The organism is Streptomyces sp. NPDC096040 (assembly GCF_040303265.1).
GTDB lineage: Bacteria > Actinomycetota > Actinomycetes > Streptomycetales > Streptomycetaceae > Streptomyces.
In genome coordinates this window covers 24,324-49,570 of the sequence record NZ_JBEOTA010000047.1, presented here as the reverse complement: position 1 = coordinate 49,570, position 25,247 = coordinate 24,324, and the positions used below count along the sequence as shown (strand labels likewise).

General features: G+C 70.6%; 24 protein-coding genes. 16 read left to right on the top strand and 8 right to left on the bottom strand.

Features of this window, described 5'->3' with window-relative positions; all coding sequences use genetic code 11:
* Positions 1-204: 204 nt before the first annotated feature.
* Positions 205-1,311 carry a LacI family DNA-binding transcriptional regulator gene (locus ABTY98_RS38605; protein WP_502994458.1) on the bottom strand — a complete coding sequence of 369 codons (1,107 nt, stop codon included), beginning with the start codon at positions 1,309-1,311 and terminating at the stop codon, positions 205-207.
* A gap of 256 nt (positions 1,312-1,567) precedes the next feature.
* Between ABTY98_RS38605 and ABTY98_RS38600 the strand changes: the two genes are divergently transcribed.
* Positions 1,568-2,626 carry a glycoside hydrolase family 5 protein gene (locus tag ABTY98_RS38600; protein WP_352225816.1) on the top strand — a complete coding sequence of 353 codons (1,059 nt, stop codon included), beginning with the start codon at positions 1,568-1,570 and terminating at the stop codon, positions 2,624-2,626.
* A gap of 54 nt (positions 2,627-2,680) precedes the next feature.
* Here ABTY98_RS38600 and ABTY98_RS38595 read toward each other — a convergent pair whose 3' ends face one another.
* From ABTY98_RS38595 to paaI, 4 genes are all read right to left on the bottom strand, one after another.
* Positions 2,681-3,358, bottom strand: a complete 678-nt coding sequence (locus ABTY98_RS38595) for a DUF5701 family protein (protein ID WP_352225815.1) — start codon at positions 3,356-3,358, stop codon at positions 2,681-2,683.
* Positions 3,359-3,431: 73 nt separating this feature from the next.
* Positions 3,432-3,911 (bottom strand): GNAT family N-acetyltransferase, encoded by a 480-nt coding sequence (locus tag ABTY98_RS38590; protein ID WP_352225814.1) that lies wholly within the window; start codon positions 3,909-3,911, stop codon positions 3,432-3,434.
* 41 nt (positions 3,912-3,952) lie between these two features.
* On the bottom strand, positions 3,953-5,299 hold the full coding sequence (gene paaK, locus ABTY98_RS38585; RefSeq protein WP_352225813.1) for a phenylacetate--CoA ligase PaaK: 1,347 nt from the start codon (positions 5,297-5,299) through the stop codon (positions 3,953-3,955).
* Positions 5,299-5,727, bottom strand: coding sequence for a hydroxyphenylacetyl-CoA thioesterase PaaI (gene paaI / locus ABTY98_RS38580; RefSeq protein ID WP_352225812.1), 429 nt, complete (start codon positions 5,725-5,727; stop codon positions 5,299-5,301). The genes paaK and paaI overlap by 1 nt, the downstream gene beginning before the upstream one ends.
* 93 nt (positions 5,728-5,820) lie before the next feature.
* Between paaI and paaN the strand changes: the two genes are divergently transcribed.
* From paaN to qcrB, 12 genes are all read left to right on the top strand, one after another.
* The gene (gene paaN, locus ABTY98_RS38575) at positions 5,821-7,533 is read left to right on the top strand and encodes a phenylacetic acid degradation protein PaaN (protein ID WP_352225811.1); all 1,713 of its coding nucleotides are present in this window, start codon (positions 5,821-5,823) and stop codon (positions 7,531-7,533) included.
* Positions 7,533-8,753 carry a thiolase family protein gene (locus ABTY98_RS38570; RefSeq protein WP_352225810.1) on the top strand — a complete coding sequence of 407 codons (1,221 nt, stop codon included), beginning with the start codon at positions 7,533-7,535 and terminating at the stop codon, positions 8,751-8,753. The genes paaN and ABTY98_RS38570 overlap by 1 nt, the downstream gene beginning before the upstream one ends.
* Positions 8,750-9,502 carry an enoyl-CoA hydratase/isomerase family protein gene (locus ABTY98_RS38565; RefSeq protein ID WP_352225809.1) on the top strand — a complete coding sequence of 251 codons (753 nt, stop codon included), beginning with the start codon at positions 8,750-8,752 and terminating at the stop codon, positions 9,500-9,502. Before ABTY98_RS38570 ends, ABTY98_RS38565 begins: the two co-directional genes overlap by 4 nt.
* Complete coding sequence (locus tag ABTY98_RS38560) at positions 9,499-10,350, top strand: 3-hydroxyacyl-CoA dehydrogenase family protein (protein ID WP_352225808.1); 852 nt, start codon at positions 9,499-9,501, stop codon at positions 10,348-10,350. The genes ABTY98_RS38565 and ABTY98_RS38560 overlap by 4 nt, the downstream gene beginning before the upstream one ends.
* 139 nt (positions 10,351-10,489) lie before the next feature.
* Positions 10,490-11,461 carry a 1,2-phenylacetyl-CoA epoxidase subunit PaaA gene (gene paaA / locus ABTY98_RS38555; RefSeq protein WP_352225807.1) on the top strand — a complete coding sequence of 324 codons (972 nt, stop codon included), beginning with the start codon at positions 10,490-10,492 and terminating at the stop codon, positions 11,459-11,461.
* On the top strand, positions 11,458-11,748 hold the full coding sequence (gene paaB / locus ABTY98_RS38550; protein WP_351734775.1) for a 1,2-phenylacetyl-CoA epoxidase subunit PaaB: 291 nt from the start codon (positions 11,458-11,460) through the stop codon (positions 11,746-11,748). The genes paaA and paaB overlap by 4 nt, the downstream gene beginning before the upstream one ends.
* Before the next feature lie 264 nt (positions 11,749-12,012).
* Positions 12,013-12,843, top strand: coding sequence for a 1,2-phenylacetyl-CoA epoxidase subunit PaaC (paaC, locus tag ABTY98_RS38545; RefSeq protein ID WP_352225806.1), 831 nt, complete (start codon positions 12,013-12,015; stop codon positions 12,841-12,843).
* Positions 12,837-13,352: a 1,2-phenylacetyl-CoA epoxidase subunit PaaD gene (gene paaD, locus ABTY98_RS38540; RefSeq protein WP_352225805.1), complete on the top strand. Its 516-nt coding sequence runs from the start codon at positions 12,837-12,839 to the stop codon at positions 13,350-13,352. Before paaC ends, paaD begins: the two co-directional genes overlap by 7 nt.
* An 11-nt stretch (positions 13,353-13,363) precedes the next feature.
* Entirely contained in the window at positions 13,364-14,464 is a 1,101-nt protein-coding gene (gene paaE, locus ABTY98_RS38535) for a 1,2-phenylacetyl-CoA epoxidase subunit PaaE (RefSeq protein WP_352225819.1), read from the top strand.
* A gap of 110 nt (positions 14,465-14,574) precedes the next feature.
* Complete coding sequence (locus ABTY98_RS38530) at positions 14,575-15,279, top strand: DinB family protein (RefSeq protein ID WP_352225804.1); 705 nt, start codon at positions 14,575-14,577, stop codon at positions 15,277-15,279.
* 857 nt (positions 15,280-16,136) lie between these two features.
* Positions 16,137-16,478, top strand: a complete 342-nt coding sequence (locus ABTY98_RS38520) for a hypothetical protein (RefSeq protein ID WP_352225803.1) — start codon at positions 16,137-16,139, stop codon at positions 16,476-16,478.
* A gap of 133 nt (positions 16,479-16,611) precedes the next feature.
* Positions 16,612-18,099 (top strand): cytochrome bc1 complex cytochrome b subunit, encoded by a 1,488-nt coding sequence (gene qcrB / locus ABTY98_RS38515; protein ID WP_352225802.1) that lies wholly within the window; start codon positions 16,612-16,614, stop codon positions 18,097-18,099.
* 74 nt (positions 18,100-18,173) lie between these two features.
* On the opposite strand, the gene ABTY98_RS38510 is transcribed toward qcrB, so the two are convergent.
* Both ABTY98_RS38510 and ABTY98_RS38505 read right to left on the bottom strand, forming a co-directional pair.
* Complete coding sequence (locus tag ABTY98_RS38510) at positions 18,174-18,920, bottom strand: SDR family oxidoreductase (protein ID WP_352225801.1); 747 nt, start codon at positions 18,918-18,920, stop codon at positions 18,174-18,176.
* A gap of 139 nt (positions 18,921-19,059) precedes the next feature.
* On the bottom strand, positions 19,060-19,962 hold the full coding sequence (locus tag ABTY98_RS38505) for an RNA polymerase sigma-70 factor (RefSeq protein WP_352225800.1): 903 nt from the start codon (positions 19,960-19,962) through the stop codon (positions 19,060-19,062).
* Between the two features lie 158 nt (positions 19,963-20,120).
* On the opposite strand from ABTY98_RS38505, the gene ABTY98_RS38500 reads away from it, so the two are divergent.
* Entirely contained in the window at positions 20,121-20,567 is a 447-nt protein-coding gene (locus tag ABTY98_RS38500) for a cupin domain-containing protein (RefSeq protein ID WP_502994457.1), read from the top strand.
* A gap of 70 nt (positions 20,568-20,637) precedes the next feature.
* Here the strand turns inward: ABTY98_RS38500 and ABTY98_RS38495 are convergent, their stop codons facing one another.
* Positions 20,638-21,111: a carboxymuconolactone decarboxylase family protein gene (locus ABTY98_RS38495; protein WP_352225799.1), complete on the bottom strand. Its 474-nt coding sequence runs from the start codon at positions 21,109-21,111 to the stop codon at positions 20,638-20,640.
* A gap of 287 nt (positions 21,112-21,398) precedes the next feature.
* Here ABTY98_RS38495 and ABTY98_RS38490 point away from each other — a divergent pair, with 287 nt between their 5' ends.
* Positions 21,399-23,012: a purple acid phosphatase family protein gene (locus tag ABTY98_RS38490; protein ID WP_352225798.1), complete on the top strand. Its 1,614-nt coding sequence runs from the start codon at positions 21,399-21,401 to the stop codon at positions 23,010-23,012.
* 281 nt (positions 23,013-23,293) lie between these two features.
* The gene (locus ABTY98_RS38485; RefSeq protein WP_352225797.1) at positions 23,294-25,201 is read left to right on the top strand and encodes an FHA domain-containing protein; all 1,908 of its coding nucleotides are present in this window, start codon (positions 23,294-23,296) and stop codon (positions 25,199-25,201) included.
* The last annotated feature ends 46 nt before the right edge of the window (positions 25,202-25,247 follow it).

Below are 25,247 nucleotides of genomic sequence, written 5' to 3'. Positions count from 1 at the left end.
CATCTGGTCCGGCTCCGCGTGGGAGCCCACCCGCGCCCCCCGCGAGTCCGGCGTCGCCTACCCGCCCGCCGGCGGCGGCGGACGCCGGCGGCGCGGGGGGGCCGCCGCGGCCGCCGCGGCCGGGCCGGCCGCGCCCGCCGTGGCGGCGGCCGCGGCCGGAGGCCACCACCGCTCCGCCGACCGGGGAGCCGGCGCGACGGCGGGCTATCCGCAGCCCGGTGAACTGCGCGGCGGAGCGGTACTGTCCCTGACCACCAGACGGGCCGGGACGAGATCGGTGCCGGGACGGGAGTCGTCCCGGGTGCGGATTTGGCTCAGGACGCCCTGGACACAGCGGCGGCCGACCTCGGCGAAGTCCTGGTGGACGGTGGTGAGGGGCGGGATGAAGAAGGCCGCGTCGGGCGTGTCGTCGAACCCGACGACACTCACGTCGGCGGGCACGGACAGTCCCTGTTCGTGGAAGGCGCGCAGCAGCCCCAGGGCCATCTGGTCGTTGGACGCGAACACGGCGGTGCAGTCGGGCTCCTGGGCGAGCGCGAGTCCGGCCGCGTAACCGGACTCGGCCGACCAGTCGCCGTACAGCGGCGCCGGAACCGGGCGTCCGGCCTCCTCCAGTTCGGCCCGCCAGGCCTTGGTGCGGCGCTGGCCCGCGTACGACGTCCCGGGGCCGGTCACATGCCAGACGGTCCGATGGCCCAGCTCCAGCAGATGCCGTACGGCCTTCCGCGCGCCGTCGGCCTGGTCGGTGTCGACCACGCTGTAACGGTCCCCGGCGTCCGAGTCCACGACCACGACATGGACGCCGGGCGGCAGCTGGACCGTGCTGGTGTCGAGCAGGTGGATCTCCATGATGACGATGACGGCGTCCACGGCCAGCTCGCCCATCCGCGTGAAGGCCCCCAGCACGTTGTCCTGCGTGGCCACGTCGATGGGGATGAGGGTGATCGCGTACCCCTCGGCCGCGGCGTGCGTGGCGATCGCCTCCACGGTGCGGCTGCTGCCGGTCGAGGAGAGGCTGAACAGGATCACGCCGATGGTGTTGAACTGGCCGTAACGGAGGGCACGGGCCGCGCTGTTGGGCCGGTAGCCGAGCTCCCGCATCGCGGCCAGCACCTGCTCCCGGGTGGAACTGATCACCCCGGAATGGCCGTTGGAGACCCGGGAGACCGTCTGGGAGGAGACGCCGGCGAGCTTGGCGACGTCCGCCATGGAGACCCGCTGCTTACGGCGCCCGCCCGGCACCCCGGAACCGCCCCGCTGCGCACCGCCCGCGGTCTGCGGCACCCCTCGCCCCTTCCCGTTCAGCTCCATCGCCTCACCCCTCAAGTCTCCTTCACCTACCGGATGTTACGGCGCGGGAAACCTTGACGGCCGCAGGGGCGGATGCCACGATTCCGACGCTTTGGAGTTTACGTAAACATCGCCGTGTGACCAGCCCGGACGGAGATCCCGTCGCCTTGTCGTGCGGGGGATGTTCACGTAAACACGCTCTGTCGATGTTTACGTGAACATGCGACCGGGCCCCAAGCCGCTGCGCCGAGCCGCCGTCTCCTGAAAGGGCACGTTGATGCGCAAGACCCCCGCCGGAACCCGTATCACCCCCCGAACCCGCGCCGCCCTGGCGGCGGTCGCGATCGCCGCGGTCGGCGCCACGACCCTCACCGGCGGCCCCGCCTCCGCCGCCGTACCCGGGCACGGCACCAGCCAGTTCAAGGGCGTCAACTGGGCCGACCCGCGCGACAACTACGCCGACGACCCCGTCGTCCTGTCCGGCCTGTCGCTCTCCGACAGCTACGCCCGGACCTACGCCAAGGCGACCCGGGTGATCGCCGCGTTCCGCGCCAACCTCGGGGCCAACACCGTACGGCTGCCCATCAACCCGTACACGGTGAACGGCTCCTACTGGAAGTCGTACCGCGGGGTCATCGACGCGGCCTCGGCGCAGGGCTTCAAGGTGATCGTCTCCTACTGGGAGGGGACCGGGGCCAACAAGGACGGCTTCATCGACGACGAGGCCACCTACTGGCCCATGTGGAACACCGTGGTGAATGCCTACCGGCACGACCCGCACGTCTACTTCGAGCCGATGAACGAGCCGCACGGCTACACCGACGCCGAATGGGCCGACCTCGCCGCGAAGTGGCTGGCGACCTACCCGTCCGTCCCGCACAACCGGGTATTCGTCAGCGGCGCCGGCTACAACGACCACGTCACCACCGTCTGCGCCGACCCCCGCCTGAAGGGCACCTACCTCTCCCTGCACCACTACGGCTTCTGGAAGAGCTACGCCACCTACGACCAGTGGACGGCCGACCTGAAGGAACGGCTCGGCGACTGCGCGGGCCGTACCGTCGCCGACGAGTTCGGCGCCCCGATGACCACGGGCCTCGACTACAACGTGCCGACGCCCGACGACAACTCCGTCAACTTCATCCAGGCCGACACGGACCTGTTCCGCAAGCTCGGCATGGGCTCGGTGTACTGGCCCGGCCTGCGCACCGACGACACGTACTCGATCCAGAAGCTGATCGGTGACGCGTCCCGCCCCTGGCTGGCCACCACCAACCAGTCCGGCGCCGACCGCCTCGCCTGGGCCTGGGGCCGCGGCAGGCCGGTGAGTGGCTGACCGGCTCCCGGAGGGCCGCGGTGCACCCCGTGCGCCGCGGCCCGGCGGCGCGTCCTACCGGCCCCGTCGGCCCGCCGCCGAGGCGAACCCGAGCCAGGTGTGCCGGTTGCCCGCCCAACACCAGCCCACCTTCGGCGCGTTACGGCGCTCACGGCCGTCCCGTCCGGTGCCGTTGCTGATCCAGATCGCCGGAGTGCGGGAGTCCAGGGCTCCATTGGCCTTGCGTAGCCGCGAACCGACGGTCATGAAGCAGCGGTTGCGCTCCAGGACGGCGGGCTGTTGCAGCACCCAGTGGATGCCCTCGCTGAGCAGCAGCGGCGTGCGGTCCTCCGCGGTGAGCGCGGGCAGCGCCTCGTCCGGGCTCCAGTTCGCCATCCGGTCGCCCCGGTCGAGACCGGTGAGGACGTAGAGCGGGGCGTCGGGCAGCGCGATCGTGTCGAGCGGGGCGAAGAGGTCGACGTCGGTCATGTCGGTGACGACGAACCCCGGCCTGCCGTCGTGCCTCAGCAGCGGCGCGAGCGCGGAGGCAGGGGCGTGCTGCGGGTGTACGGCGAGCAGGGCACCGTCGACGGCAGGGGCCGCCGCGAAGGCGCGGACCTCGGCTGCGGACAGCCCGGCGATCTCATGCACCCCCCACTCGATGAGCCGCTCGGCCTGCGTGCCGAGGGACGGGAGTGCGCGGAGGGCGGGAAGAGCGGTCGACGTCGACAGGACGGACGCGAATTCGGGCACGATGCTCCCAGGCTCGCGGACGGGATCGGCCTGGGCCCAACGAAGCGGCACACCGGAATGTTCCCGCGAATCCCTACAGACGGCGCAGAAACGTCAGACCGGGGCGGCCGGAGAGCCGTGTCTCACCGGTGACGGTGAAGCCGGCGCGGGCCAGTACGGTGCGGGACGCCGCGTTGTCGAGGGTGGCCGCGGCCCGCAGGGTGGTCAGTCCGTACCTGGTGGAGGCGAGGCCGCAGATCTCCCGCACGGCCGAGGTCGCCAGTCCCCGCCCCGCGGCCCGCTGCGCCACCCGGTAGCCGAGATCGGCGCCCCCGTCCGCCACGTCCACCAGGTTGACGCGCCCAAGCGCTTCGCCCGCATCACCGACCAGAACATGGAAGTAGCAGGCCCCGGCCTCCTGTTCGGCCAGCAGCGCGTGGAGCCGCTCCTCGAACCGGGCGAAGTAGTCGTCGCCGCGATCGGGGACGGAGGCCGCGAAATAGGCGCGGTTCTCCTGCTCGAAGGCGAGGAGAGCCGGGGCGTGGTCGGGACGGAGCAGTTGCAGCTCGGGCACGAGGAGGACAGTAGGTACCCCGGCGTTCACCCGCCAGCGTTTTAATTCTTGCGCAGGTCCTTGACCCGGCGGAGCTTGCCGAGCGAGCGCTCCAGGGTCTCCGGATCGACGACGGCGACCTCCACGGTGACCCCGACGCCGTCCTTGATGCCCTGGGCGATCGTCCTGGCCGCGGCCTCGCGATCGGCGGGACCGGCGTCGGGCCGTGCCTCCACGCGGACGGTCATATGGTCCATCCGTCCACGCCGGCTGATCTGGATCTGGAAGTGCGGGGCCACGCCGGACGTCCGCAGCACGATCTCCTCCACCTGGCTGGGGAAGACATTGACCCCACGCAGGATGATCATGTCGTCGCAACGGCCGGTGATCTTCTCGATCCGGCGCATTCCGGGACGCGCGGTGCCGGGCAGCAGCCGCGTCAGGTCCCGGGTGCGGTAGCGGATGATCGGCAGGGCTTCCTTCGTGAGCGAGGTGAAGACCAGCTCGCCGCTCTCGCCCTCGGTCAGCACCTCGTCGGTCAGCGGGTCCACGACCTCGGGGAGGAAGTGGTCCTCCCAGACGTGCAGCCCGTCCTTGGTCTCCACGCACTCCTGGGCGACACCCGGGCCGATGACCTCGGAGAGCCCGTAGATGTCGACCGCGTGGATGTCCAGGCGCTCCTCGATCTCACGGCGCATCTCCTCCGTCCAGGGTTCGGCGCCGAAGATGCCGACCTCCAGGGAGGTGGAGCGGGGGTCGATGCCCTGACGTTCGAACTCGTCGAGCAGGGTCAGCATGTAGGAGGGCGTGACCATGATGATCTCGGGACGGAAGTCCTGGATGATCTGCACCTGGCGCGCGGTCATGCCGCCGGAGGCGGGGATCACCGTGCAGCCGGCGCGTTCCGCGCCGTAGTGGGCCCCCAGGCCGCCGGTGAACAGGCCGTAGCCGTAGGAGATGTGCACCTTGTGCCCGGGCCGGCCGCCGGCTGCGCGGATGGAGCGGGCGACGACGTCCGCCCACATGGACAGGTCGTTGTCGGTGTAGCCGACCACGGTGGGGCGGCCCGTGGTGCCGCTGGAGGCGTGCACGCGACGCACCTCGGACATCGGCACGGCGAACATGCCGAAGGGGTAGGTGTCCCGCAGGTCCGCCTTGGTCGTGAAGGGGAAACGGGCGAGGTCCGCGAGGGTCTGGCAGTCGTCGGGCCGCACCCCGGCCGCGTCGAACTTCTTGCGGTACAGCTCCACGTTGTCGTACGCGTGCCGCAGTGTCGCGCGCAGCCGGGTGAGCTGGAGTGCCGCCAACTCCTCGCGGGGCATCCGCTCGGCGTCGTCCAGGAGTGCCTCGGGAAGCGGCTCCCCCCGGCGGGTGGCCCTGGGCTCGGGCGCGATCACTTCACTGCTCATCACGGCTCCTCGATCCGCGCGCGGAGGGTGCGACTGCGGCCGCGGAACTCCGCGATCACTTCGTCTCCGCGCGCAACGCTCACGTCGTAGACACCGCTGCGGCCGAACCGAACGCGCTCCTGCGCCGTGGCCACCAGCACATCGCCTTCGTACGCGGGCGCGATGAAGTCGATGTCGGCGCCGGCGGCGACGGTCACGGGGCCGTGGCTGTTGCAGGCACAGGCGAACGCCGTGTCGGCGAGGAGGAAGAGATAGCCGCCGTGGGCGATCCGGTGCCCGTTGACCTGGGCGGACGTCACGGTCATCCGGAGTACGGCGGTCCCTTCGCCGTACTCAAGGAGCTCGATGCCGAGCCCTTGTGACGCCTCGTCCGCGGCGAACATCGTCTCGACGGGGCCAGGCGTCGTATCCGGTACCCGGGTCGCCATTTCCACCACCTTGTGGACCGACCGAACATTCGGTTAGCGTGCGGTGTGGTCAAGTAATCCAGCAAGCCCTCCGCATGTCAAGAGGTGCACCGCATGCCGCACAAGGCCCCTGAGGGACCCGACTGCTTCGCGCGTCACCGCACGCTGATCGAGCGTGCGGCGGACGCCGTCACCAGCCGCGATCACTGGTCCCCGTACCCGGAGTCACCGAGCAAGTCCGTCTATGGCGAGTACGCCGCGAAGGACGGGGAGGCGGCCTTCCAGGGACACCTCAACGAACCGTTCGACCTGCCCGGCCACCCCGGCGAGGCCTGGACCTCGCCCTCCGAGACGTCCCCCTACGGCTTCGCCCTCGGCATCAGCTATCCCCGTATCACCCCCGAGGCCGCGGTCGCCGCCGCGAAGGCCGCGGCAGGCCCCTGGCGCGCGGCCACCCCCGACGCCCGGGCCGGTGTGGCGGCGGAGATCCTCGCCCGGCTGAACGCCGCGAGCTTCGAGATCGCGCACGCCGTGCAGCACACCACCGGGCAGGCCTTCGTCATGGCCTTCCAGGCCGGCGGCCCGCACGCCCAGGACCGGGGCCTGGAAGCGGTCGCCTACGCCTGGGCCGAGCAGAAGCGCCACCCGGCCGCGGCCCGCTGGAGCAAGCCGCAGCGCAAGGGCGACCCCGTGGTGATGGACAAGAAGTTCACCCCGGTCGGGCGCGGGGTGTCCCTGCTGATCGCCTGCAACACCTTTCCGACCTGGAACGGCTACCCCGGCCTGTTCGCCAGCCTGGTCACCGGCAACCCCGTGGTGATCAAGCCGCATCCCGGCGCCGTCCTGCCGCTCGCCATCACCGTGCGCATCGCCCGCCAGGTCCTGGCCGAGGCCGGCTACCACCCCGACGTCGTGGTCCTCGCCGCCGAGGAGCCGGGGGAGCGGACCGCGGCGGCGCTCGCACTCCACCCCGACGTGCGGATCGTGGACTTCACCGGTTCCACCGAGTTCGGCGACTGGCTGGAGGCCAACGCCCGCCAGGCCACGGTCTACACCGAGAAGGCCGGCCTCAACACCGTCGTCCTGGACTCCACCGACGACTACCAGGGCCTGCTGGGCAACCTCGCCTTCTCCCTGTCCCTCTACAGCGGACAGATGTGCACCACACCGCAGAACCTGCTCATCCCCCGAGACGGCATCACCACCGACCAGGGCCCGCGTGACGCCGACGAGTTCGCCGCCGATCTCACGGCCGCCCTGGACCGGCTGCTGGCCGACCCGGCCCGCGCGGCCGGCACGCTCGGCGCGATTGTCAACAACGGGGTGCGCGGACGGCTGGCGGAAGCGGCCGGCGCAGGCCGTACGGTCCGCCCCTCGGCGGCGGTCCAGCACCCCGAGTATCCGAAGGCCGACGTACGCACCCCGCTGGTGGCCCGGCTGGACGCGGACACCGACCGGGACGTCTACACCCGTGAGTGGTTCGGACCCGTCTCCTTCGTCATCGGCACCGACTCCACCGAGCACAGCCTGCGGATCCTCCGCGAGACCGTACGCCGGTACGGGGCGCTGACCGCCGCCGTCCACTCCACCGGCGAGGACGTCCTGACCGCCGCCGAGGAGGCGGCCCTGGACGCCGGGGTGCACCTGTCGGAGAACCTCACCGGCGGAGTCTTCGTCAACCAGTCGGCCGCCTTCAGCGACTTCCATGGCAGCGCCGCCAACCCGGCCGCCAGCGCCACCCTGTCCGACACCGCCTTCGTCGCCGGCCGCTTCGCCGTCCTGCAGTCGCGGCGCCCCGTCCCCACCGCAGCCGAGGAGGCCACCTGATGCCGGACGTCTACCTGGTCGACGGGGCCCGCACCCCGCAGGGCCGCTACGGCGGCACCCTGGCCGCCGTACGCCCCGACGACCTCGCCGCCCTCGTCGTCGCCGAGGCCGTCCGGCGTGCCGGTGTGCCCGGCGAGGCCGTGGACGAGGTCGTCCTCGGAGCCGCCAACCAGGCGGGCGAGGACAACCGGGACGTGGCCCGGATGGCGGTGCTGCTCGCCGGGCTGCCGCACACCGTTCCCGGCTACACCGTCAACCGCCTGTGCGCATCGGGTCTGACGGCCGTGGCCTCGGCGGCGCAGACGATCCGCGCCGGAGAGGCGGACCTGGTGGTCGCCGGGGGAGTGGAGTCCATGACCCGGGCACCCTGGGTGATGGAGAAGCCCGGCACCCCGTGGGCCAAGCCGGGGCAGGTCCACGACACCGCCCTGGGCTGGCGGTTCACCAACCCGCGCTTCACCGCCGCCGACCGTGCCGTCCCCGGGGACGCCGGACCGGAGACGGTCAAGGTCACGCTGTCCATGGGCGAGACCGCGGAGGAGGTGGCCGCCCTGGACGGCATCACCCGCGCCGAGTCCGACGCCTTCGCCCTGCGCAGCCACCAGCGGGCCGTGGCCGCCCAGGAAGCGGGCCGCTTCGACCGCGAGATCGTCGCCGTCCCCGTGCGCGACGGCGAGGTGACCCACGACGAGGGCCCCCGCCCCGCCACCACCCTGGAGAAACTGGGCTCCCTGCGGACCGTCTTCCGCGAGGACGGCATCGTCACCGCCGGCTCCTCCTCCCCGCTGTCCGACGGCGCCGCCGCCCTGATGGTCGCCAGTGCCGAGGCAGTGGAGCGCCACGGCCTCACTCCCCGGGCCCGGATCGTCGCCTCGGCCTCCGCCGGTGTGCAGCCCAACCTCATGGGGTTGGGCCCGGTCCCCGCCACCGAGAAGGCGCTGGCCCGGGCCGGCTGGCAGACCGGCGACCTGGACGCCGTGGAACTCAACGAGGCCTTCGCCGTGCAGGCCCTGGCCGTCATCCGCCGACTCAAGCTCGACGAGGACAGGGTCAACGCCGACGGCGGCGCCATCGCCCTCGGGCATCCGCTCGGCTGCTCCGGCGCCCGCATCCTGCTGACCCTCCTCGGCCGCCTCGAACGGGAGAACGGCCGCCGCGGCCTGGCCACGCTCTGCGTGGGCGTGGGCCAGGGCGTCGCACTGCTGGTGGAGCGGGTGTGACCACTTCCCGGTCGTACGAGACGCTGCTCGTGGAGGAGCGAGCCGACCGGGTGGTGGTCACCCTCCACCGCCCCGAGGCCCGCAACGCCATCAGCGGCCGCATGATCGGCGAACTCCACCAAGTGTGCGAGCAACTGGAGCGCGAGCCCAGGCTGCTGCTCCTGACCGGCCACGGCGGGGCCTTCGCGGGCGGCGCCGACATCGCCGAACTGCTGCAACGCGGCCGGGACGAGGCCCTGCAGGGCATCACCAGCCGCCTGTTCGAACGCGTCCGGCGGCTGCCGATGCCCACCCTCGCCGCCGTGGAGGGCTGGGCCCTGGGCGGCGGCGCCGAGCTGGCCTACGCCTGCGATCTGCGGATCGCCGGCCCCGGTGCCGTCTTCGGCAACCCCGAGCCGGGCCTCGGCATCCTCGCGGCGGCCGGCGCCTGCTGGCGGCTGCCCGAACTGGTCGGGGAGTCGGTCGCCAAGCAGATCCTGCTCGCCGGCCGCAATCTCGACGCCCGGGCGGCGCTCGCCGCCGGTCTGGTCATGGACGTCGTCCCCGCCGAGGAACTGCTGGAGACGGCCCATGCGCTGCTCGACCGCATGGCACGGTCCTCGGCCACGGCCCTGCGGCTGACCAAGCTCGTCGTCGACTCGCCCGGGGCCCACCCGGTCGCCGACGACCTGGCCCAGGCCGTGCTGTTCGAGAGCGAGGAAAAGAAGGACCGCATGACACGATTTCTCGAGAAGAGGAGCCGCGCATGACCTCGGCACCCGACACCGTCGCGGTCATCGGCGGCGGCCGGATGGGCACGGGCATCGCCCAGTCCTTCGCCACCGCCGGCTCCGCCGTGACCGTGGTGGAGAGCGGAGAAGACGCCGCCGCCGCGGCGCTGGAGAGGATCGGCGGCAGTCTGCGGCGGGCCGAGGAGCGCGGCCACCTGGGCGAGCCCGCGCAGCGGGTGGCCGGCCGGGTGACCGTCGTACCCACGGTGGACGCCCTGTCACCGGGGACCGAACTGGTCGTGGAGGCCGTACCCGAGGACGCGGCGCTCAAGGCCCGCCTTCTTAAGGCCGCCGAGGAAGCCGTCGGCCACACCGCCGTCCTGGCCACCAACACCAGCTCGCTGTCGGTCACCGACCTCGCCGCCGTCCTCAGGCGACCGGACCGGTTCCTCGGGATGCACTTCTTCAACCCGGTGCCCGCCTCCGCGCTCGTCGAGATCGTCGTCGCCCCCGACACCGCCGAGCAGACCGTCCGGGCCGCTCTGGAGTGGACCAGGGCGCTGGGCAAACAGGACGTCGTCGTCAAGGACTCGCCCGGCTTCGCCAGCAGCCGGCTCGGCCTGGCCCTGGGGCTGGAGGCGATCCGCATGGTCGAGGAGGGCGTCGCCGCGCCCGAGGCCATCGACGACGCGATGCGGCTCGGCTACAAGCACCCCATGGGGCCGCTGCGCCTGACCGACCTGGTCGGGCTCGACGTCCGGCTCGCCATCGCCGAACACCTCCACGCCACCCTCGGCGACCGCTTCGCCCCGCCGCGGCTGCTGCGCGACAAGGTGGCCCGCGGCGAACTCGGACAGAAGACGGGCCAGGGTTTCTACACCTGGTGACCGGAGCGGGCCCGTAGAGCCGTCCTCGCCGGCGCGGCGGCCGTCTTCTGCAGGCACTGATCCGGTGCGGCCCTTGCCAGATCAGGGAGGGAATACCTTATGATGAACCGAACGAATGGTCGGTAGGGAGTGGGTGGAGATGACTGAAGCGGCCGAAAGGGACGCGGAGCACGACCTGGAGTCCCTTTTCGAGACGACGATCTCGCGCGACCAGCGGATCGAACCGCGCGACTGGATGCCGGAGGGCTACCGCAGGACGCTGGTCCGGCAGATCGCCCAGCACGCGCACTCGGAGATCATCGGCATGCAGCCGGAAGGCGAGTGGATCACCAGGGCGCCCTCGCTGCGCCGCAAGGCGATCCTGTTCGCCAAGGTCCAGGACGAGGCCGGCCACGGCCTGTACCTGTACTCGGCCGCCGAGACCCTGGGCGCCGACCGGGCGGACCTCACCCAGCGCCTCCTCGAAGGCCGCCAGAAGTACTCGTCGATCTTCAACTACCCGACGCCCAGCTTCGCGGACGTCGGGGTCATCGGCTGGTTCGTCGACGGCGCGGCCATCTGCAACCAGGTGCCCCTGTGCCGCAGCTCGTACGGGCCGTACGCGCGCGCGATGGTGCGGATCTGCAAGGAGGAGTCCTTCCACCAGCGCCAGGGCTACGAACTGCTGATGACCATGATGCGCGGCACCGACGCCCAGCGGGAGATGGTGCAGGACGCGGTGGACCGCTGGTGGTGGCCGTCCCTGATGATGTTCGGTCCGCCCGACGACGACTCGCCCAACTCCGCCCAGTCGATGGCCTGGAAGATCAAGCGGCACAGCAACGACGAACTGCGCCAGCGCTTCGTGGACATGACCGTGCCGCAGGCGGCCAAGCTCGGCGTGACCCTGCCCGACCCCGAGCTGCGCTGGAACGAGGCGCGCGGCCGCCACGACTTCGGCACCCCCGACTTCTCCGAACTCAAGGAAGTCATCAACGGCAACGGCCCCTGCAACGCAGAGCGGATGCGGCGCAGGCGCGACGCCCACGAGGAAGGTGCCTGGGTGCGTGCGGCCGCCAGCGCGCACGCCGCCAAGCAGGCCGCCCGGGCACGTAAGGAGGCAGTCGCATGAGCGACTCGGAGAACTGGCCCCTGTACGAGGTGTTCATCCGCGGCAAGCGCGGCCTCAACCACGTGCACGTCGGCTCCCTGCACGCGGCGGACGACGAGATGGCCCTCACCCACGCCCGCGATCTGTACACCCGGCGCAACGAAGGCGTCAGCATCTGGGCCGTGCGCTCTGACCACATCGCCGCCTCCTCCCGGGACGAGAAGGACCCCTTCTTCGCCCCCAGCGCCGACAAGGTCTACCGGCACCCGACCTTCTACGACATCCCCGACGATGTCCCACACATCTAGGGGGTCTCGCATGGATCATGCCGGCGTCGCGGGGTCTGGCACGCACTCCCCCAGAGGGGGGACCCCAGCCGCGTTGTCGTCACTCGCCGACGTCCCCCAGCCTTCGGCCGGGGGTGCCCCCACCGCGTCGCCCCCCGCGGCAGCGGCTGATGTCCACGCCTCCTCCGCCTTGCAGCCGCACGCACCACACCCCGCTCGGCTCGGTCAAGAGGCACTGTTCCTCACTGCCGACCTGATCCAGACGACACCCCCTAGGAGCCGGTGATGAGCGACGACCACGTCTACCTGACCCTGGCCGAGGGCCATGACGACGGCGACGCCCGCTGGGCCTTCGGCACCGGCTTCGAGGACCCGCTGCACGGCGTCGACACCGCCGTACCCGAGGGCGTCGATGCCGCCGCACTGGCCGCCCACTGCCTGGCGCTCGGCGACGACGCCCTGGTCCTGGCCCAGCGGCTCGCCGAATGGGTCACCCGGGCCCCCGAGCTGGAGGAGGAGGTGGCGCTGGCCAACGTCGGGCTCGACCTGCTGGGCCAGGCACGGCTGCTGTACTCCCGCTGCGGCCAGACGGACGGCACCGGCCGCACGGAGGACGCCTACGCCTACTTCCGCGACACCGGTGACTTCCGCAACGTACGCCTCGCCGAACTCCCCAACGGCGACTTCGCCTCCTCCGTCCTGCGGCTGCTGGTGTTCGCCAGCTGGCGCCTCGCCCACTTCACCGAACTGGCCTCCACACCGGACCCGGTGCTCGCGGCGATCGCGGCCAAGGGCGTGAAGGAGCTCACCTACCACCGGCAGTACGCCGCCGAATGGGTCGTACGCCTGGGCGACGGCACGGAGGAGTCCCGCGCGCGCATGCTGACGGCCCTGGAGTCGCAGGCTCCCTACTGGGAGGAACTGTTCGCCGCGCAGGATGTACGCGACGCGGTCCTGGCCGATCTCCAGCAGGTCCTCGACGCCGCCGGACTCCCCATGCCGCACACCGCGGCCCTGCCCGGCCACGGCCGGGACGGCGGACACACCGAACACCTCGCCCCGCTCCTGGCCGAGCTGCAGAGCGTGGCCCGCGCCCACCCGGAGGCGACATGGTGACCGTCCAGTCCGACGTCCGGCGGGCCCGGCACATCGCCGAACAGGTCCCCGACCCCGAACTCCCCATGCTCACCCTGGCCGACCTCGGTGTGCTGCGGGCCGTGACGATCGAGGCCGACGGCACGGTGGTCGCCGGCCTCACGCCCACCTATTCGGGCTGCCCCGCCATGGCCGAGATGCGGGCCGGGGTCGCCGCCCGGCTGCGGGACGCCGGCTTCGACAGCGTCGAGATCCGTACGGTGCTCGACCCCCCGTGGACGACCGACTGGATCACCCCCGAAGGGCGCCGCAAGCTCGCCGAACACGGCATCGCACCGCCCACGACGGCACCGCGGCACCCCACCGGTCCCGTCCCGCTGGACCTGTCACCGACCCGGCGCACGGTCGCCTGCCCGCGGTGCGGATCGGTGGACACCGAGGAGACCTCCCGTTTCGCGGCCACCTCCTGCAAGGCGCTGTGGCGGTGCCTGGCCTGCCGCGAGCCGTTCGAATACGTCAAGGAGATCTGATGGCAGAGCTGATGGCACCGGCCGCCGGTGCCCCCGCGACGACAGCACGCCGGCGCCGCCCAGCCTTCCATCCCCTGCGCGTCGCAGCGGTCCAGCGCCTGTGCGAGGACGCCGTCGCGGTCACCTTCGACATCCCCGCGGCCCTGGCCGAGGAGTTCGCCTTCGGCCCCGGCCAGTCACTCACCCTGCGCCGCGAGATCGACGGGCGTGACGAGCGGCGCTCCTACTCGATCTGCTCGCCCGCCGGCGCACCGCTCCGCATCGGCGTACGCGAGGTACCCGGCGGACTCTTCTCCTCCTGGCTGGTCCACGAGGTGCGGCCCGGCGACACCGTCCAGGTGATGGCCCCGACCGGAGCCTTCGTCCCCGACCTCACGGTGCCCGGCCACCATGTGCTGATCGCGGCAGGCTCCGGCATCACCCCCATGATGTCCATCGCCGAGTCGGTCCTGGCCGCCGACGACCGCTCCGCGGTCACGCTGTTCTACGGCAACCGGCGCACCGACACCGTGATGTTCGCCGACGAACTGGCCGACCTGAAGGACGAGTACCGCACCCGCTTCCACCTCGCCCACGTCCTCTCCAGAGAACCCCGCGAAGCCGAGCTCCTCTCCGGCCGCCTCGACGGCGACCGCCTCACCGCCCTCATCGAGGGGCTGATCGACGTTCCCTCCGCCGATCACTGGTGGCTGTGCGGCCCGCACGGCATGGTCCTCGACGCCCAGCAGGTCCTGGCCGGTCTTGGCGTCCCCGGCGGGCGGATCCACCAGGAACTCTTCTTCGCCGACGAGCCGATCGAGCCCGTCCGCCACGAGGAGGCCGCGGCGACGGGTCCGGCCAGCGAGGTCACCGTCACCCTGGACGGCCGCTCCACCACCGCCCGGCTTCCGCGCGGGACCGCGATCCTCGACTCCGCCGCCCGCATCCGCCCGGACCTTCCCTTCGCCTGCAAGGGAGGCGTCTGCGGGACCTGCCGTGCGCGGATCACGGACGGCGAGGCGGACATGCGCCGCAACTACGCCCTCGAACCGGCCGAGGTGGAAGCGGGCTACGTGCTGACCTGCCAGACGTATCCCGTCTCGGAGAAGCTGACGGTCGACTACGACAGCTGACCGCCTCTGCCCCGCGGCCACGGCCGCGGAAATCCGTCGCGCCCCATGCCGACGGGTCGTTAGTCTCCGCCCGAGCATGGCAGGGCAGGAGACCGCAAAGGGAGCGACGCATGGGGACCGGCCGTTCGGGCTTGCTGCTCGACCAGTTCGACCGCGCCAGGGAGTTGGCCCAGGTACGGCTTACGGGACTTGGTGACGAGGAGTACCTGTGGGAGCCGGTACCCGGTAGCTGGTCGATCCGGCGCCGGGAGGAGGCGACGACACCCGGGGCGTACGGCCCCGGTGACTGGGTGCTCGACAAAGGCGCCCACGACATCCCGGCCGGCGAGTACGCCGAGGTCGCCCGGCAGGCCGCCGCGGGCATGTCCGTCGCCAAGATCGCCGGCGACTGGAGCGTCAGCGTCGAGCGGGTCGAGGAGATCCTCGGCCGCACCGGCCCGCCGGAGCCCGACCGGACACCGGTCACCACCATTGCCTGGCGGCTCGGGCATCTGCACTCGGGTTTCGCCGGCCGCTGGGAGTGGGCTTTCGGCGACCGGCGGCAGCACCCGAAGCTGCTGGTCGACTTCACCCCGGACGCCGCGACGGCACTCGACCGGTTCTGGGCGACGCTGGACCGCTGGCGCTCGAGCGTCGCCACCGTCACCGACGAGCAACTCGACACGGTCGGCTTCTCGCAGTACCCGTCCGGCTCCGACCCCGACGATCCGTTCGTCGACGTGCTGTGGGAGACCAACCTCGAACTCGTCCACCACATGGCCGAGATCGCGCTCCTGCGCGACCTGTGGCAGGCCCGGTTCGGCAGGGGATCGTAGGCGGGCGCAGTTCACCGAGACGGTGCGGGGAGAGAGGAAGCGCCGTTCGACGGTCGGCTTGGTGCCCGCCGCCAAGCATGGCAATCTCACGTTGCTGCGGGGTGAGGGACGCCGACCCGTGGTGCCCGCGGCGCCGACGGACAGTCCGGTGGCCCGCAGCCCATTGCCGGCGAGGGCCGCCCAGGGGCGGGCGCCGAGCCCCTCTCGAAGGTGTCCAGCGCGGCGCCGAGCTCGACGCGTGCCTCCGCTCCGGACTTCGCCCTCCGGAGCCCTTCGCCGTAGGCGAGCCGCACCCGGGCCGGTTCGAACGGCCGGCGACCGGTGTCGCGGCCGGTGGTCGCGGGCCAGCAGGCTCATCAGCACCGGCAGCCCGCCGAAGCTGGTGTTGGCGGCCAGGCCCAGGACGAGGGTGACGATGAGACTGGTGGCGTAGTAGGGCCAGCCGTGGGCACGGCCAGCGCCTCTTCGAACAGCTCGACCGCCCGTCGTCGTCGGCTGCCGCGGCCAGCGCCGCCGAAGCCTTCACGATCACGGCGTGCGGTGGCGAGCTCGCGGCGACACCGGCGTCGGCTGCGCGGCTTCGGCTACGCGGCGTCGGCTGCGCGGCGTCGGCTACGCGGGGAGGCGTCCAGGACGGTGCGGTGTCGGTGCCCTTGCGGCTTCACCGGGAAGTTGTCACGCTGGTAGTTCACGTTGCCGGCTCCAGCTCTCTGCGCGGCGTTCGCGAGATCGCCGGCCCGATCAGTCCGGCCCGACCGTTCGTGCGCGCTGCTCTCCTCCCCGCCGCTGACGCGCGTACACCGCGCCACACCACAGTGACCGGCCGGACAGCCGCCGCCTCACCTGGGGAGCACACCATGGACACGAACGAGGAGGCCGCCCGCGGCCTGACCGACATCCAGGACTTCCTCTACCAGCAGGCTCATCTGCGAGCGGCACGCCGGCGGGTCGCGGACTTCACCGCGCAGGAGCCGGGGCTGACGCAGGACCAGCGGACGGACATCGAACGCTGGTATCTCGCGGAACAGACGTATGTGGCCCGCATGGTGACGGAACACATCGCCGCGAGCCTCGACGTGGTGGAACAGCGGCATCGCGCCCGCTTCGGACACTGGCTGCGCGGCACGCTGACCGCGATGATCCTGATCACCGTGGCGATGGCGCTGTGCGTCGCCGTGGTGCTGGTCGGCGCGTCGTAAGCTCGCGCCTGCTTCCCCGTCAAGCCCCAACGAGTGGCATGGCGATGTCACATTCGCGCCTCCTACTCGGTCGTATGAGTGCCCGGTCACATGGGCGCGCGTTGAGGCGATCGACGAATGGGGTGGCAGGAGCATGGGGGAGCGGAGCCCGGAAAAGGACGTGCGGCAGGACGCCCGGGGGGAGAAGGTCGCCGACTGGCTCGACGGGCGCCTCGGTGGGTACGGCGTGGTCAGAGCGAAAGCGCGCAGGTCCTTCCCGGACCACTGGTCGTTCCTGCTGGGAGAGATCAGCCTCTACAGCTTCATCGTCACCGGCGTCTATCTGACCCTGTACTTCCACCCGTCCATGAACCAGGTCCAGTACCACGGCAGTTACCTGCCGCTGAAGGGTCGGACGGTGTCGGAGGCGTTCGATTCGACGCTGCACATCTCCTTCGACGTCCGCGGCGGACGGCTGATCCGGCAGACCCATCACTGGGCGGCGCTGGTCTTCGTCGGCGCCATGCTCCTCCAGATGATGCGCGTGTTCTTCACCGGCGCCTTCGGCAGGCCGCGCGAACTGAACTGGGTGCTGGGATTCCTGCTGCTGATCCTCGGAATGTTCGCTGGACTGACGGGATACGACCTTCCGGACGACCTGCTCTCCGGAACCGGGCTCGCGGTCGTCAACGGAACGATCCTCTCCGTGCCGATCGTCGGAACCTACGTCTCCATGTTCCTTTTCGGCGGCGAGTTCCCCGGGGACGATCCGGTGGCGCGCTTCAACACGGTCCACGTCCTGATCATCCCCGCGTTGATGGTGGCGCTGCTCACGGCGCACCTGATCCTGATGCTCCGGCACCGGCACACGCAGTATCCCGGTCCCGGACGCCGTAACCAGAACGTGGTCGGCCTGCCGCCGAAGGTGCGGGCCGTGAAATCCGCGGGACTCTTCTTCCTGGTCTCCGGTGCCGTCTTCGTCGTCGCCGCGATCGCACAGATCAACCCCGTCTGGCTGTACGGCCCCTACCGCGCCGACCAGGTCTCGGCCGGATCCCAGCCCGACTGGTACATGGGAGTGGCGGACGGCCTGCTGCGCGTCATGCCCGGCTGGGAGGCCACCTTCTGGGGCCACACGCTGGCCCTGGACAACCTGATTCCTCTGGCGGCGGGCGTCGGTCTGTTCCTCGCCCTGGGCGTGTACCCGTTCGTCGAGTCCTGGGTGACCGGTGACGACCGTGAACAGCACCTTCTCGACAGACCGCGCAACCGCCCCGTGCGCACGGCATTCGGCGTCGCCTGGATCTCCTGCTATCTGGTGGCGATGGCCGGTGCCGCCAACGACATCATCGCCACCCACTTCCACGTCTCGGTGGAATCCGTGACCTGGGTGGTCCGTGTCGGCCTCTTCGTCGTGCCCTGCACGGCCTACGTGGTGACGAAACGGGTTGCCCTCGGCCTGCAGCGCAGGGACCGCGACCAGGTGCTGCACGGCCGCGAGACCGGCATCGTCAAACGGCTGCCGCACGGCGAGTTCGTCGAGGTGCACGAGCCGCTCAGCCGGCAGGAACTCCACCAGCTGTCCCAGCACGAGCAGGAATACCAGGAAACAGGCGGTCAGCACACTGCCCGGAGTTCGTGATTCGGGAGAGTGCGCTCGGCAGTCGCCAAGCGGCCCCCCTGCTCCTCCGACGGGGGGCCACCACACTTCGACGCCTACTGCTGCCGCGCGAGCCAGTCGGTGAACCTGACCTCGCCCAGGCTCGCGTCCGGACCGGGCAGGAGCGTGTCAACCCGCAGCTCGGCACCCCAGTACCGCGCCTGCGGGTCCGTGACGACCTTACGGGGATCGTTCGTCGCGGCCAGCGCCATACGGATGAACTCCTCGAGCTGGAACGCATCCGGCCCGCCTACCTCCACCACACCGTTGACCGGCGCGCCGACCGAGGCGCGGGCCACGGCCGCGGCCACGTCGTCGGAGACGAGGGGCTGGATCCTGGCGTCCGGCAGACGCACGGTGTCGCCCTCGGTGACCCCGTCGGCCAGCCCCTTCGCGAACTCGAAGAACTGGGTCGCATGGACGATGGTGTACGGCATGCCGGACGCCCTGATCAGATCTTCCTGAGCCTTCTTGGCCCGGAAGTACCCGCTCTCCTGCAGCCGGTCGGTGCCCACCACGGACAGCGCCACATGGTGCTCTACGCCGGCGTCGGCCTCCGCCTGCAGGAGGTTGGCCGTGGAGGTGCGGAAGAAGTCCAGGACGGCACGGTCCTCGAACGAGGGGGAATTGGACACGTCGACCACGACCGAGGCGTCCTGGCGGACCTCGGGCAGCCCCTCCCCGGTGAGGGTGTTGACGCCGGTGCTGGGCGCGGCCGCGACCGCCTCGTGCCCTTGCTCGCCGAGCCTGCCGACCAGCTTCGAGCCGATGAGCCCGGTGCCACCGATCACGACCACCTTCATGACGGAATTCCTCTCGGAGTTTTTCTGGTGTCTGCACCAGAAGAGACCGGGCGGGTCTTCCGCTTGTGACAGGCCGTCCGGGAATTCGAGGAAAATCATCCGTTGCCGCCCCGGAGTGCGGCCTATTGGAGGAGGGGCCTCACCCGTCCAGCGAAGACACGTAGGGGGCCAGCTTGGCCGGGTTCATCACCCACATGATGCGTTCGATACCACGTTCCGACACATCGACGGACAGCAGCGCCACCGCGTTCCCGCCGGCCGAGACCAGGACGGCGGGCCTGCCGTTGGCCTCGACCCAGCGAATGTCCGCCTGAGGCCAGAAACGCGGTGCGAAGGCGACGAGGTACCGGGAGACGTGCGGGAGCCCGACGACCGGAATCCTGGACGCGCCGCGCATTCCGCCGCCGTCGGTGTAGCTGACCACGTCCTCGGTGAGGACCTCTTCGAGGATCGACAGATGGCCGTGCTGCGCCGCTGCGAGAAACACCTCGAGCAAACGCCGGTGCTCGGCGGAGTCCACCGGTTCCCGGCGCTCCGCCGCCAGGCGCCTGCGGGCACGGCTCACCAGCTGGCGTGCGTTGGCCTCGCTCGTCTCCACGATGTCCGCGATCCGCCGGTACGTGTAGTCGAACGCTTCCCGCAGCACGTATGCGGCCCGCTCCACGGGGTTCAGCTTCTCCAGGAGGAGGAGCACCGCCAGGTCGAGTGCCTCCGCGCGCTCCGCGCCCAGCTGCGGATCCAGGCTCGTGTTGACGGGCTCGGGAAGCCAGGGGCCGACGTACGACTCCCGGCGCACCCTGGCGGACTGGGTGAAGTTGATCGCCAGCCGGGTGGTGACCGTGGCCAGGAAAGCGGCCGGCTCATGGACGCCGGCACGGTCGGCGTTCTGCCATCGCACCCATGTCTCCTGGACGATGTCCTCCGCTTCCGCCGCGCTGCCGGCCACGCGGTAGGCGATACCGAAGAGCCGGGGACGCGCCGCGACGAACTCCTTCGTCGCCTGGTCGAGGGAGTCCGGGTCCCCGTTGTCACCGCCGCGCATCGATGTCCTCCAGAGTTGGATCATCATGCTACAAGCCGGCGCCGCACAGAACGGCACGGAGAGGTACGTACCGGCCGCACCGTGTCACAGCTCCACCCGCGTACCGGTCAGTGGGAAGGCCGTTGCCGAGGGACGACGAGCCGTGGAGGTGCCAGACCATGTCGGACAGGAACACAGCGCGCGGGCCCGGAGGACAGCCCCGTCCGGAGGGGTGGAAGACGGCGGTGACGGTGTTGCAGGACGCCGCACCGATCCCCGTCCCCGAGGGTGCCTCGGCGATGACCATCTACGTCGAGTGGGAGCCCGGGGATCCGGGTACCCCGCCGCAACGCCACTCGGGACCCGCGTTCGGGTACGTCATCGAGGGCGCCGTCCGTTTCGAGCTGGAGGGCGAGCCCGAGCGGTTGGTCGAGGCCGGCGGGACTTTCTGGGAGCCGGGCGGCGATGTGATCCACTACCAGGACGGGAACGCCCTCACGGATGCGCGGACCCGGTTCGTCGTCACCATGATGTGCGCGCCGGGCAAGCCCATGCTGGAACTGGTCGACGAGAGTGAACTGGCCGAGCGGGCCCATCTGCGTGCCCCAGGCCCGACCACGGACTGACGAGACGCCAGGCCGGCCGCGTCTTCTCCTCCGCGGGGAGGAGAAGACGCGGCCGGGCAGCGGGTGTCGGTCAGCCGAACTGGCCGGGCTGGTAGTCCCCGGCGGGCTGCTGGTTGATGACGTTGATGCGGTTGTAGGCGTTGATGACGGCGACCAGGGAGATCAGGGCGACGAGCTGGTCCTCGTCGAAGTGCTTGGCGGCATTGGCCCACACCTCGTCGGAGACGCCCCCGGCCGCGTCCGCGATCCGGGTGCCCTGCTCCGTCACCTCCAGGGCGGCGCGCTCCGCCTCGGTGAACACCTTCGCCTCACGCCAGGCCGCGACCAGGTTGAGGCGCTGCGCGGTCTCCCCGGCCAGCGCGGCGTCTTTGGTGTGCATGTCGGTGCAGAAACCGCAGCCGTTGATCTGGCTCGCGCGGATCTTCACCAGCTCCTGGATCGCGGCCGGCAGCGTCGAGTCCGAAACGGCCTTGCCGGCCGAGTTGATGTGCTTCAGCACCTTCCCGGCGAGCGGGTGGCCGAAGTAGTCGAGACGCGATTCCACAATGATCTCCTTGCCGTGTAGCGGATACACCCCAATGACCGAAGCGGTCGGCAATGTGTGACAGGAAGCCATGTGTGACTTGGGCCTCACCCGATTGGCTCGGGGTCGCGGGCGCCGGGTTGGTCAAGACCGGGGCGGCTGCCGGTAAAAGCGAGGCCACGTGTCGGTCTTGGCGGCCTGATGCCTGACGTGTGCCGGCCGTGTCGCCATGTGGTGTTCATGTGGCGGAAGTTGGACTGGGCCAGGGTGCGGTCGTTGTCAGCTCAGCTGTTCGTCGGGAGGGCGTCATGACCACACAGGCAGACTCAACAGAGGACAGATCGGCGGGAGGTTCGGAGGGCTTCAGCCGTCGTCACGCGCTGGGCCTGCTGGGGACCGCGGGGGCGGGAGCGGCCGCCACCGGGCTGCTCGGCGCGGGTACCGCACAGGCCGCACCGTTCGCCGCCCCGGCCTTCCACCTCACCGCGGACTCCTCCGGCGCGCCCCCCGTCCAGGGCCTGCACCTGACGTTCGGGGCGGACCCGCGCACCCAGATGACGGTGTCGTGGATCACGGACCGGCCGGTGACCAAGCCCGTCGTGCGCTACGGCACCCTGGAGCACGGCTTCGGTTCCAGCGCCGCCGCCCGGACCGTCACCTATGTCGACGGCACCTCGAACCGCACGGTCTACGTCCACCACGCCCTGCTCAACCGGCTCACCCCGGGCACCGACTACATCTACCTGGCCACCCATGAGGGCGCCACCCCGGACAGCGGTACGTTCCGTACCGCCCCGCGCGGCCGGATGCCGCTCACCTTCACCAGCTTCGGCGACCAGTCCGCCCCGCAGGTGACCTGGTCGGCCGACGGCACCGTCGCCCTGGACGCCAACTCCACGCCCGCGACGAAGGACATCGTCACCGGCATCGAGCAGGTCGCCCCGCTGTTCCACCTCCTCAACGGCGACCTCTGCTACGCCAACCTGGACGTCGACCGGGTGCGGACGTGGAACAACTTCTTCACCAACAACACCCGTTCGGCGCGCTTCCGCCCCTGGATGCCGGCGGCCGGCAACCACGAGATCGAGAAGGCCAACGGCCCGCTCGGCCTCGGCGCCTACCAGACCTACTTCTCCCTCCCGTCCACCGAGACCGACGCCGAACTCGCGGGCCTGTGGTACGCGTTCACGGCCGGCTCGGTGCGGGTGATCGTGCTGCAGAACGACGACAACTGCCTGCAGGACGGCGGTGACGTCTACATCAGCGGCTACTCCGGCGGCCGCCAGCTCGCCTTCCTGGAGAAGGAACTGAAGGCGGCACGCTCCTCGAGCGACATCGACTGGGTGGTCGTGGCCATGCACCAGGTCATGATCAGCTCCTCGGACGCGAACGGCGCGGACCTGGGCCTGCGCGAGAAGTACGGCCCGCTGTTCGACCGGTACGGCGTCGACCTGGTGCTCTGCGGCCACGAGCACAACTACGAGCGTTCGCTGGCCGTGCGCGGTGTCGTGACCGGCAGCGAGACCCTCACCCCCAACCCGGTCTCGCAGGCCACCGACGACATCGACGCCGGCCTCGGCACCGTGCACATGATCCTCGGTGGCGGAGGCGTCTCGGGAACCACCAACCAGAGCTTCTTCAAGGACGGCACGGCCAAGGTGATCACCGCCGTGTCTGCGACCGCCGGCTCCAACGGCAAGCGCACCTCCGCCTATGTGAAGGAGCAGGCGGTGTGGACCGGTGTCCGCGACGTCGAACACCCCTACGGCTTCGCCGCCTTCACCGTCGACCCCGGCCGGCACCCCGGTGACACCACCCGGATGCACGTCACGTACTACAACGTGAACAAGCCGCACGGCGAACTGACCGTCTTCGAGAACTTCACCCTGCACCGCAAGCGCTCGGACGGCCACGGCCACTGATCCTGAGCCCAGCGATGGAAACGCGGGCCGGGCGGCAGCTGCCCGGCCCGCTTCAGGGCTTCCCTGCGGGCGGGACTCACTGGCCGAAAACAGACGAAGTCCCGTCAGAACAGAGGGAATTGTACCGAAGGACACACTGGAAATACTTGGCTAAGCAAGTATATGCTCCCCCGTGGGGTGGTTCGCGAAAAGAGCCGCATACCGCCTTCGGAACTGCCGCCCTGTGGCGCATGATCGGTGTCGCGGTTCAACAACATGTCAAGCGTGTGGAAGGAAGTGCCGTGGCACCGGTGCTGGTCGGACTCGAAGGTCTGCTGGCGGGGGAGCGCATCCCGGTCCTGGACACCCGCGTCACCTTCGGGCGCAACGCGGAGAACACCGTCGTCATCTCGAGTCTGAGTGTCTCCCGCTTCCATGCGGAGATCGTCTTCGACGAGGACAAGGGTTACGTCCTGTGTGACCTGGAGAGCAGCAACGGCACCCTGGTCAACGGCGAGGAGGTGGAGTCCCGGCTGCTGCAGCCCGGTGACGAGATCACCCTGGGCGACCAGGAGTTCCGCTTCGAGGTGGCGGACGCCATGGAGACGCTGATGGCGCTCTCCCTTCCCCGATCCGTGACGCACGGTCCGGAGGAGAGCGAACGCGGGCCCGTGCTGCGGGTGACCGTGGCCGGCGGCGGCCCGGTCGGCCTCTCCTTCGCCCTGCTGCTCGAGCACTTCCTCGGACCCCAGGCGCAGATCACCGTCTACGACGGCAGGTGGCGAAAGCAGGGCCGTACCATCGTCTGGAAGGGCCAGGACGAGGGCAACATACGGCGCCTGCAGGTGGTGACCGTGCAGAGCCGCCAGTACCTCGCATGGCCGAAGGAGGTCCAAGAGCGCCTCTTCGAGCCGGAGCACTTCACCGAGATGTGGCCCTCCGGCCCGGACTCGGTCGGCGACAACCATCCGCGCAACATGCGCATTGCCTATATCGAGGACCGGCTGCTGGAGCTGGCGAACGAGAAGCGGGACCGGATACGGCTCATACCCGCCCGCTTCGACGCGGAGCAACAGCAGGAAGCGCTCGCCACCCAGCATGTGCTCGCGATCTGCGACGGCGGTCGCTCGCGCACCCGGGACCACTTCGCCGCCCGCTTCGGCAAGGCCGACGAGTCGATCTACTCCCTCGACGGGCGCCACCTGCGGGACGTCGTCCTCGGCCTCCGCGTGAAGTCCGGCCTGACCGACCCCATGGCGGTCCTGCTGACGGTCGCCCAGAACCGTTTCCTCCTCAACTCGCTGCGCGGCGAGGGCTTCCTCAACATGCGGCTGACCGACGCCGAGGCCGCGGAGGTCATCGGCCTCGACCCGGTCCGCCGCGTCTTCGAGGAGTGCATCGCCTCCCGGCCGTGCCTGATGGACCGGGACGAGTACGGCGACTTCCAGTGCGCGACACACGGCACGCTGTTCCTGCCCGCGCTGGTCAAGGGCTCGCCGCTGTGGCGACGGGTGCGCGAGGGGCTGCTGCTGTTCGGAGTCGAGTCAGACGACCTGACGGCGGTCACCAGCTTCCGCCTCGACATGGTGCAACGCCCGCGTTTCTCGGCCGAGTTGCTGCCCCCCACCGCCAACTCCCCAGGCACTTACGGCTTCATCCTCGGTGACGCCGCCAACGCCATCCATTTCTGGCCGGGCCGCGGCCTCAACAGCGGTCTCGCCTCCGCGATCTCGCTGGCCCGGTCCCTCAACGGGGCGTGGAACGGGCGGCCGTTCCGGGACGCGGACTTCCTGCGGCACGAGGCGGCCATGTCGATGCTCCAGTACCGGCACAAGAGCCGGGCCTGGAAGGCGATGGTCACCACCGACGACCGGGGTGTCACCTGGGCCATCAAGGACATCATCGGCCACGGCATCGACGGGATTCCCGACGAACCCGACCGTGAGGCGGACACCAAGACGCTGCTGGAGCGGATGCAGGCCATCCGTGCGCGGCTGGCTCTCCGCCTGCAGGGAATGCCGGACGACGAGGCGATCCTGGAGCGCCTGCGCACCCTGCAACCCGCCACGTTGCGCATGCTGGTCCTAAGCGGTGCGTGGGACACACTGACGATGGGCGGCGAAGAGGTCGACATCGACATCTTCTACGGCGAGGACTCGTCCGCGGCCGCCGCGGCGGTGGGCGCACTGGAGCCGACGGCCAATCCGTAGGACCGGCACATCCGAACGGACGGCCCGTCCACCTGACACCCCGCCG

Bases quoted from the DNA above. Each gene is read 5' to 3' on its own strand.
- ABTY98_RS38560 (WP_352225808.1), top strand. From the start codon at position 9,499: ATGACCTCGGCACCCGACACCGTCGCGGTCATCGGCGGCGGCCGGATG.
- paaB (WP_351734775.1), top strand. From the start codon at position 11,458: ATGAGCGACTCGGAGAACTGGCCCCTGTACGAGGTGTTCATCCGCGGC.
- ABTY98_RS38510 (WP_352225801.1), bottom strand. From the start codon at position 18,920: ATGAAGGTGGTCGTGATCGGTGGCACCGGGCTCATCGGCTCGAAGCTG.
- ABTY98_RS38570 (WP_352225810.1), top strand. From the start codon at position 7,533: ATGCCGGACGTCTACCTGGTCGACGGGGCCCGCACCCCGCAGGGCCGC.
- ABTY98_RS38520 (WP_352225803.1), top strand. From the start codon at position 16,137: ATGGACACGAACGAGGAGGCCGCCCGCGGCCTGACCGACATCCAGGAC.
- paaA (WP_352225807.1), top strand. From the start codon at position 10,490: ATGACTGAAGCGGCCGAAAGGGACGCGGAGCACGACCTGGAGTCCCTT.
- qcrB (WP_352225802.1), top strand. From the start codon at position 16,612: ATGGGGGAGCGGAGCCCGGAAAAGGACGTGCGGCAGGACGCCCGGGGG.
- ABTY98_RS38490 (WP_352225798.1), top strand. From the start codon at position 21,399: ATGACCACACAGGCAGACTCAACAGAGGACAGATCGGCGGGAGGTTCG.
- ABTY98_RS38605 (WP_502994458.1), bottom strand. From the start codon at position 1,311: ATGGAGCTGAACGGGAAGGGGCGAGGGGTGCCGCAGACCGCGGGCGGT.
- paaK (WP_352225813.1), bottom strand. From the start codon at position 5,299: ATGAGCAGTGAAGTGATCGCGCCCGAGCCCAGGGCCACCCGCCGGGGG.
- ABTY98_RS38500 (WP_502994457.1), top strand. From the start codon at position 20,121: ATGTCGGACAGGAACACAGCGCGCGGGCCCGGAGGACAGCCCCGTCCG.
- paaN (WP_352225811.1), top strand. From the start codon at position 5,821: ATGCCGCACAAGGCCCCTGAGGGACCCGACTGCTTCGCGCGTCACCGC.
- ABTY98_RS38530 (WP_352225804.1), top strand. From the start codon at position 14,575: ATGGGGACCGGCCGTTCGGGCTTGCTGCTCGACCAGTTCGACCGCGCC.
- paaD (WP_352225805.1), top strand. From the start codon at position 12,837: ATGGTGACCGTCCAGTCCGACGTCCGGCGGGCCCGGCACATCGCCGAA.
- ABTY98_RS38600 (WP_352225816.1), top strand. From the start codon at position 1,568: ATGCGCAAGACCCCCGCCGGAACCCGTATCACCCCCCGAACCCGCGCC.
- paaI (WP_352225812.1), bottom strand. From the start codon at position 5,727: ATGGCGACCCGGGTACCGGATACGACGCCTGGCCCCGTCGAGACGATG.
- paaE (WP_352225819.1), top strand. From the start codon at position 13,364: ATGGCACCGGCCGCCGGTGCCCCCGCGACGACAGCACGCCGGCGCCGC.
- paaC (WP_352225806.1), top strand. From the start codon at position 12,013: ATGAGCGACGACCACGTCTACCTGACCCTGGCCGAGGGCCATGACGAC.
- ABTY98_RS38505 (WP_352225800.1), bottom strand. From the start codon at position 19,962: ATGCGCGGCGGTGACAACGGGGACCCGGACTCCCTCGACCAGGCGACG.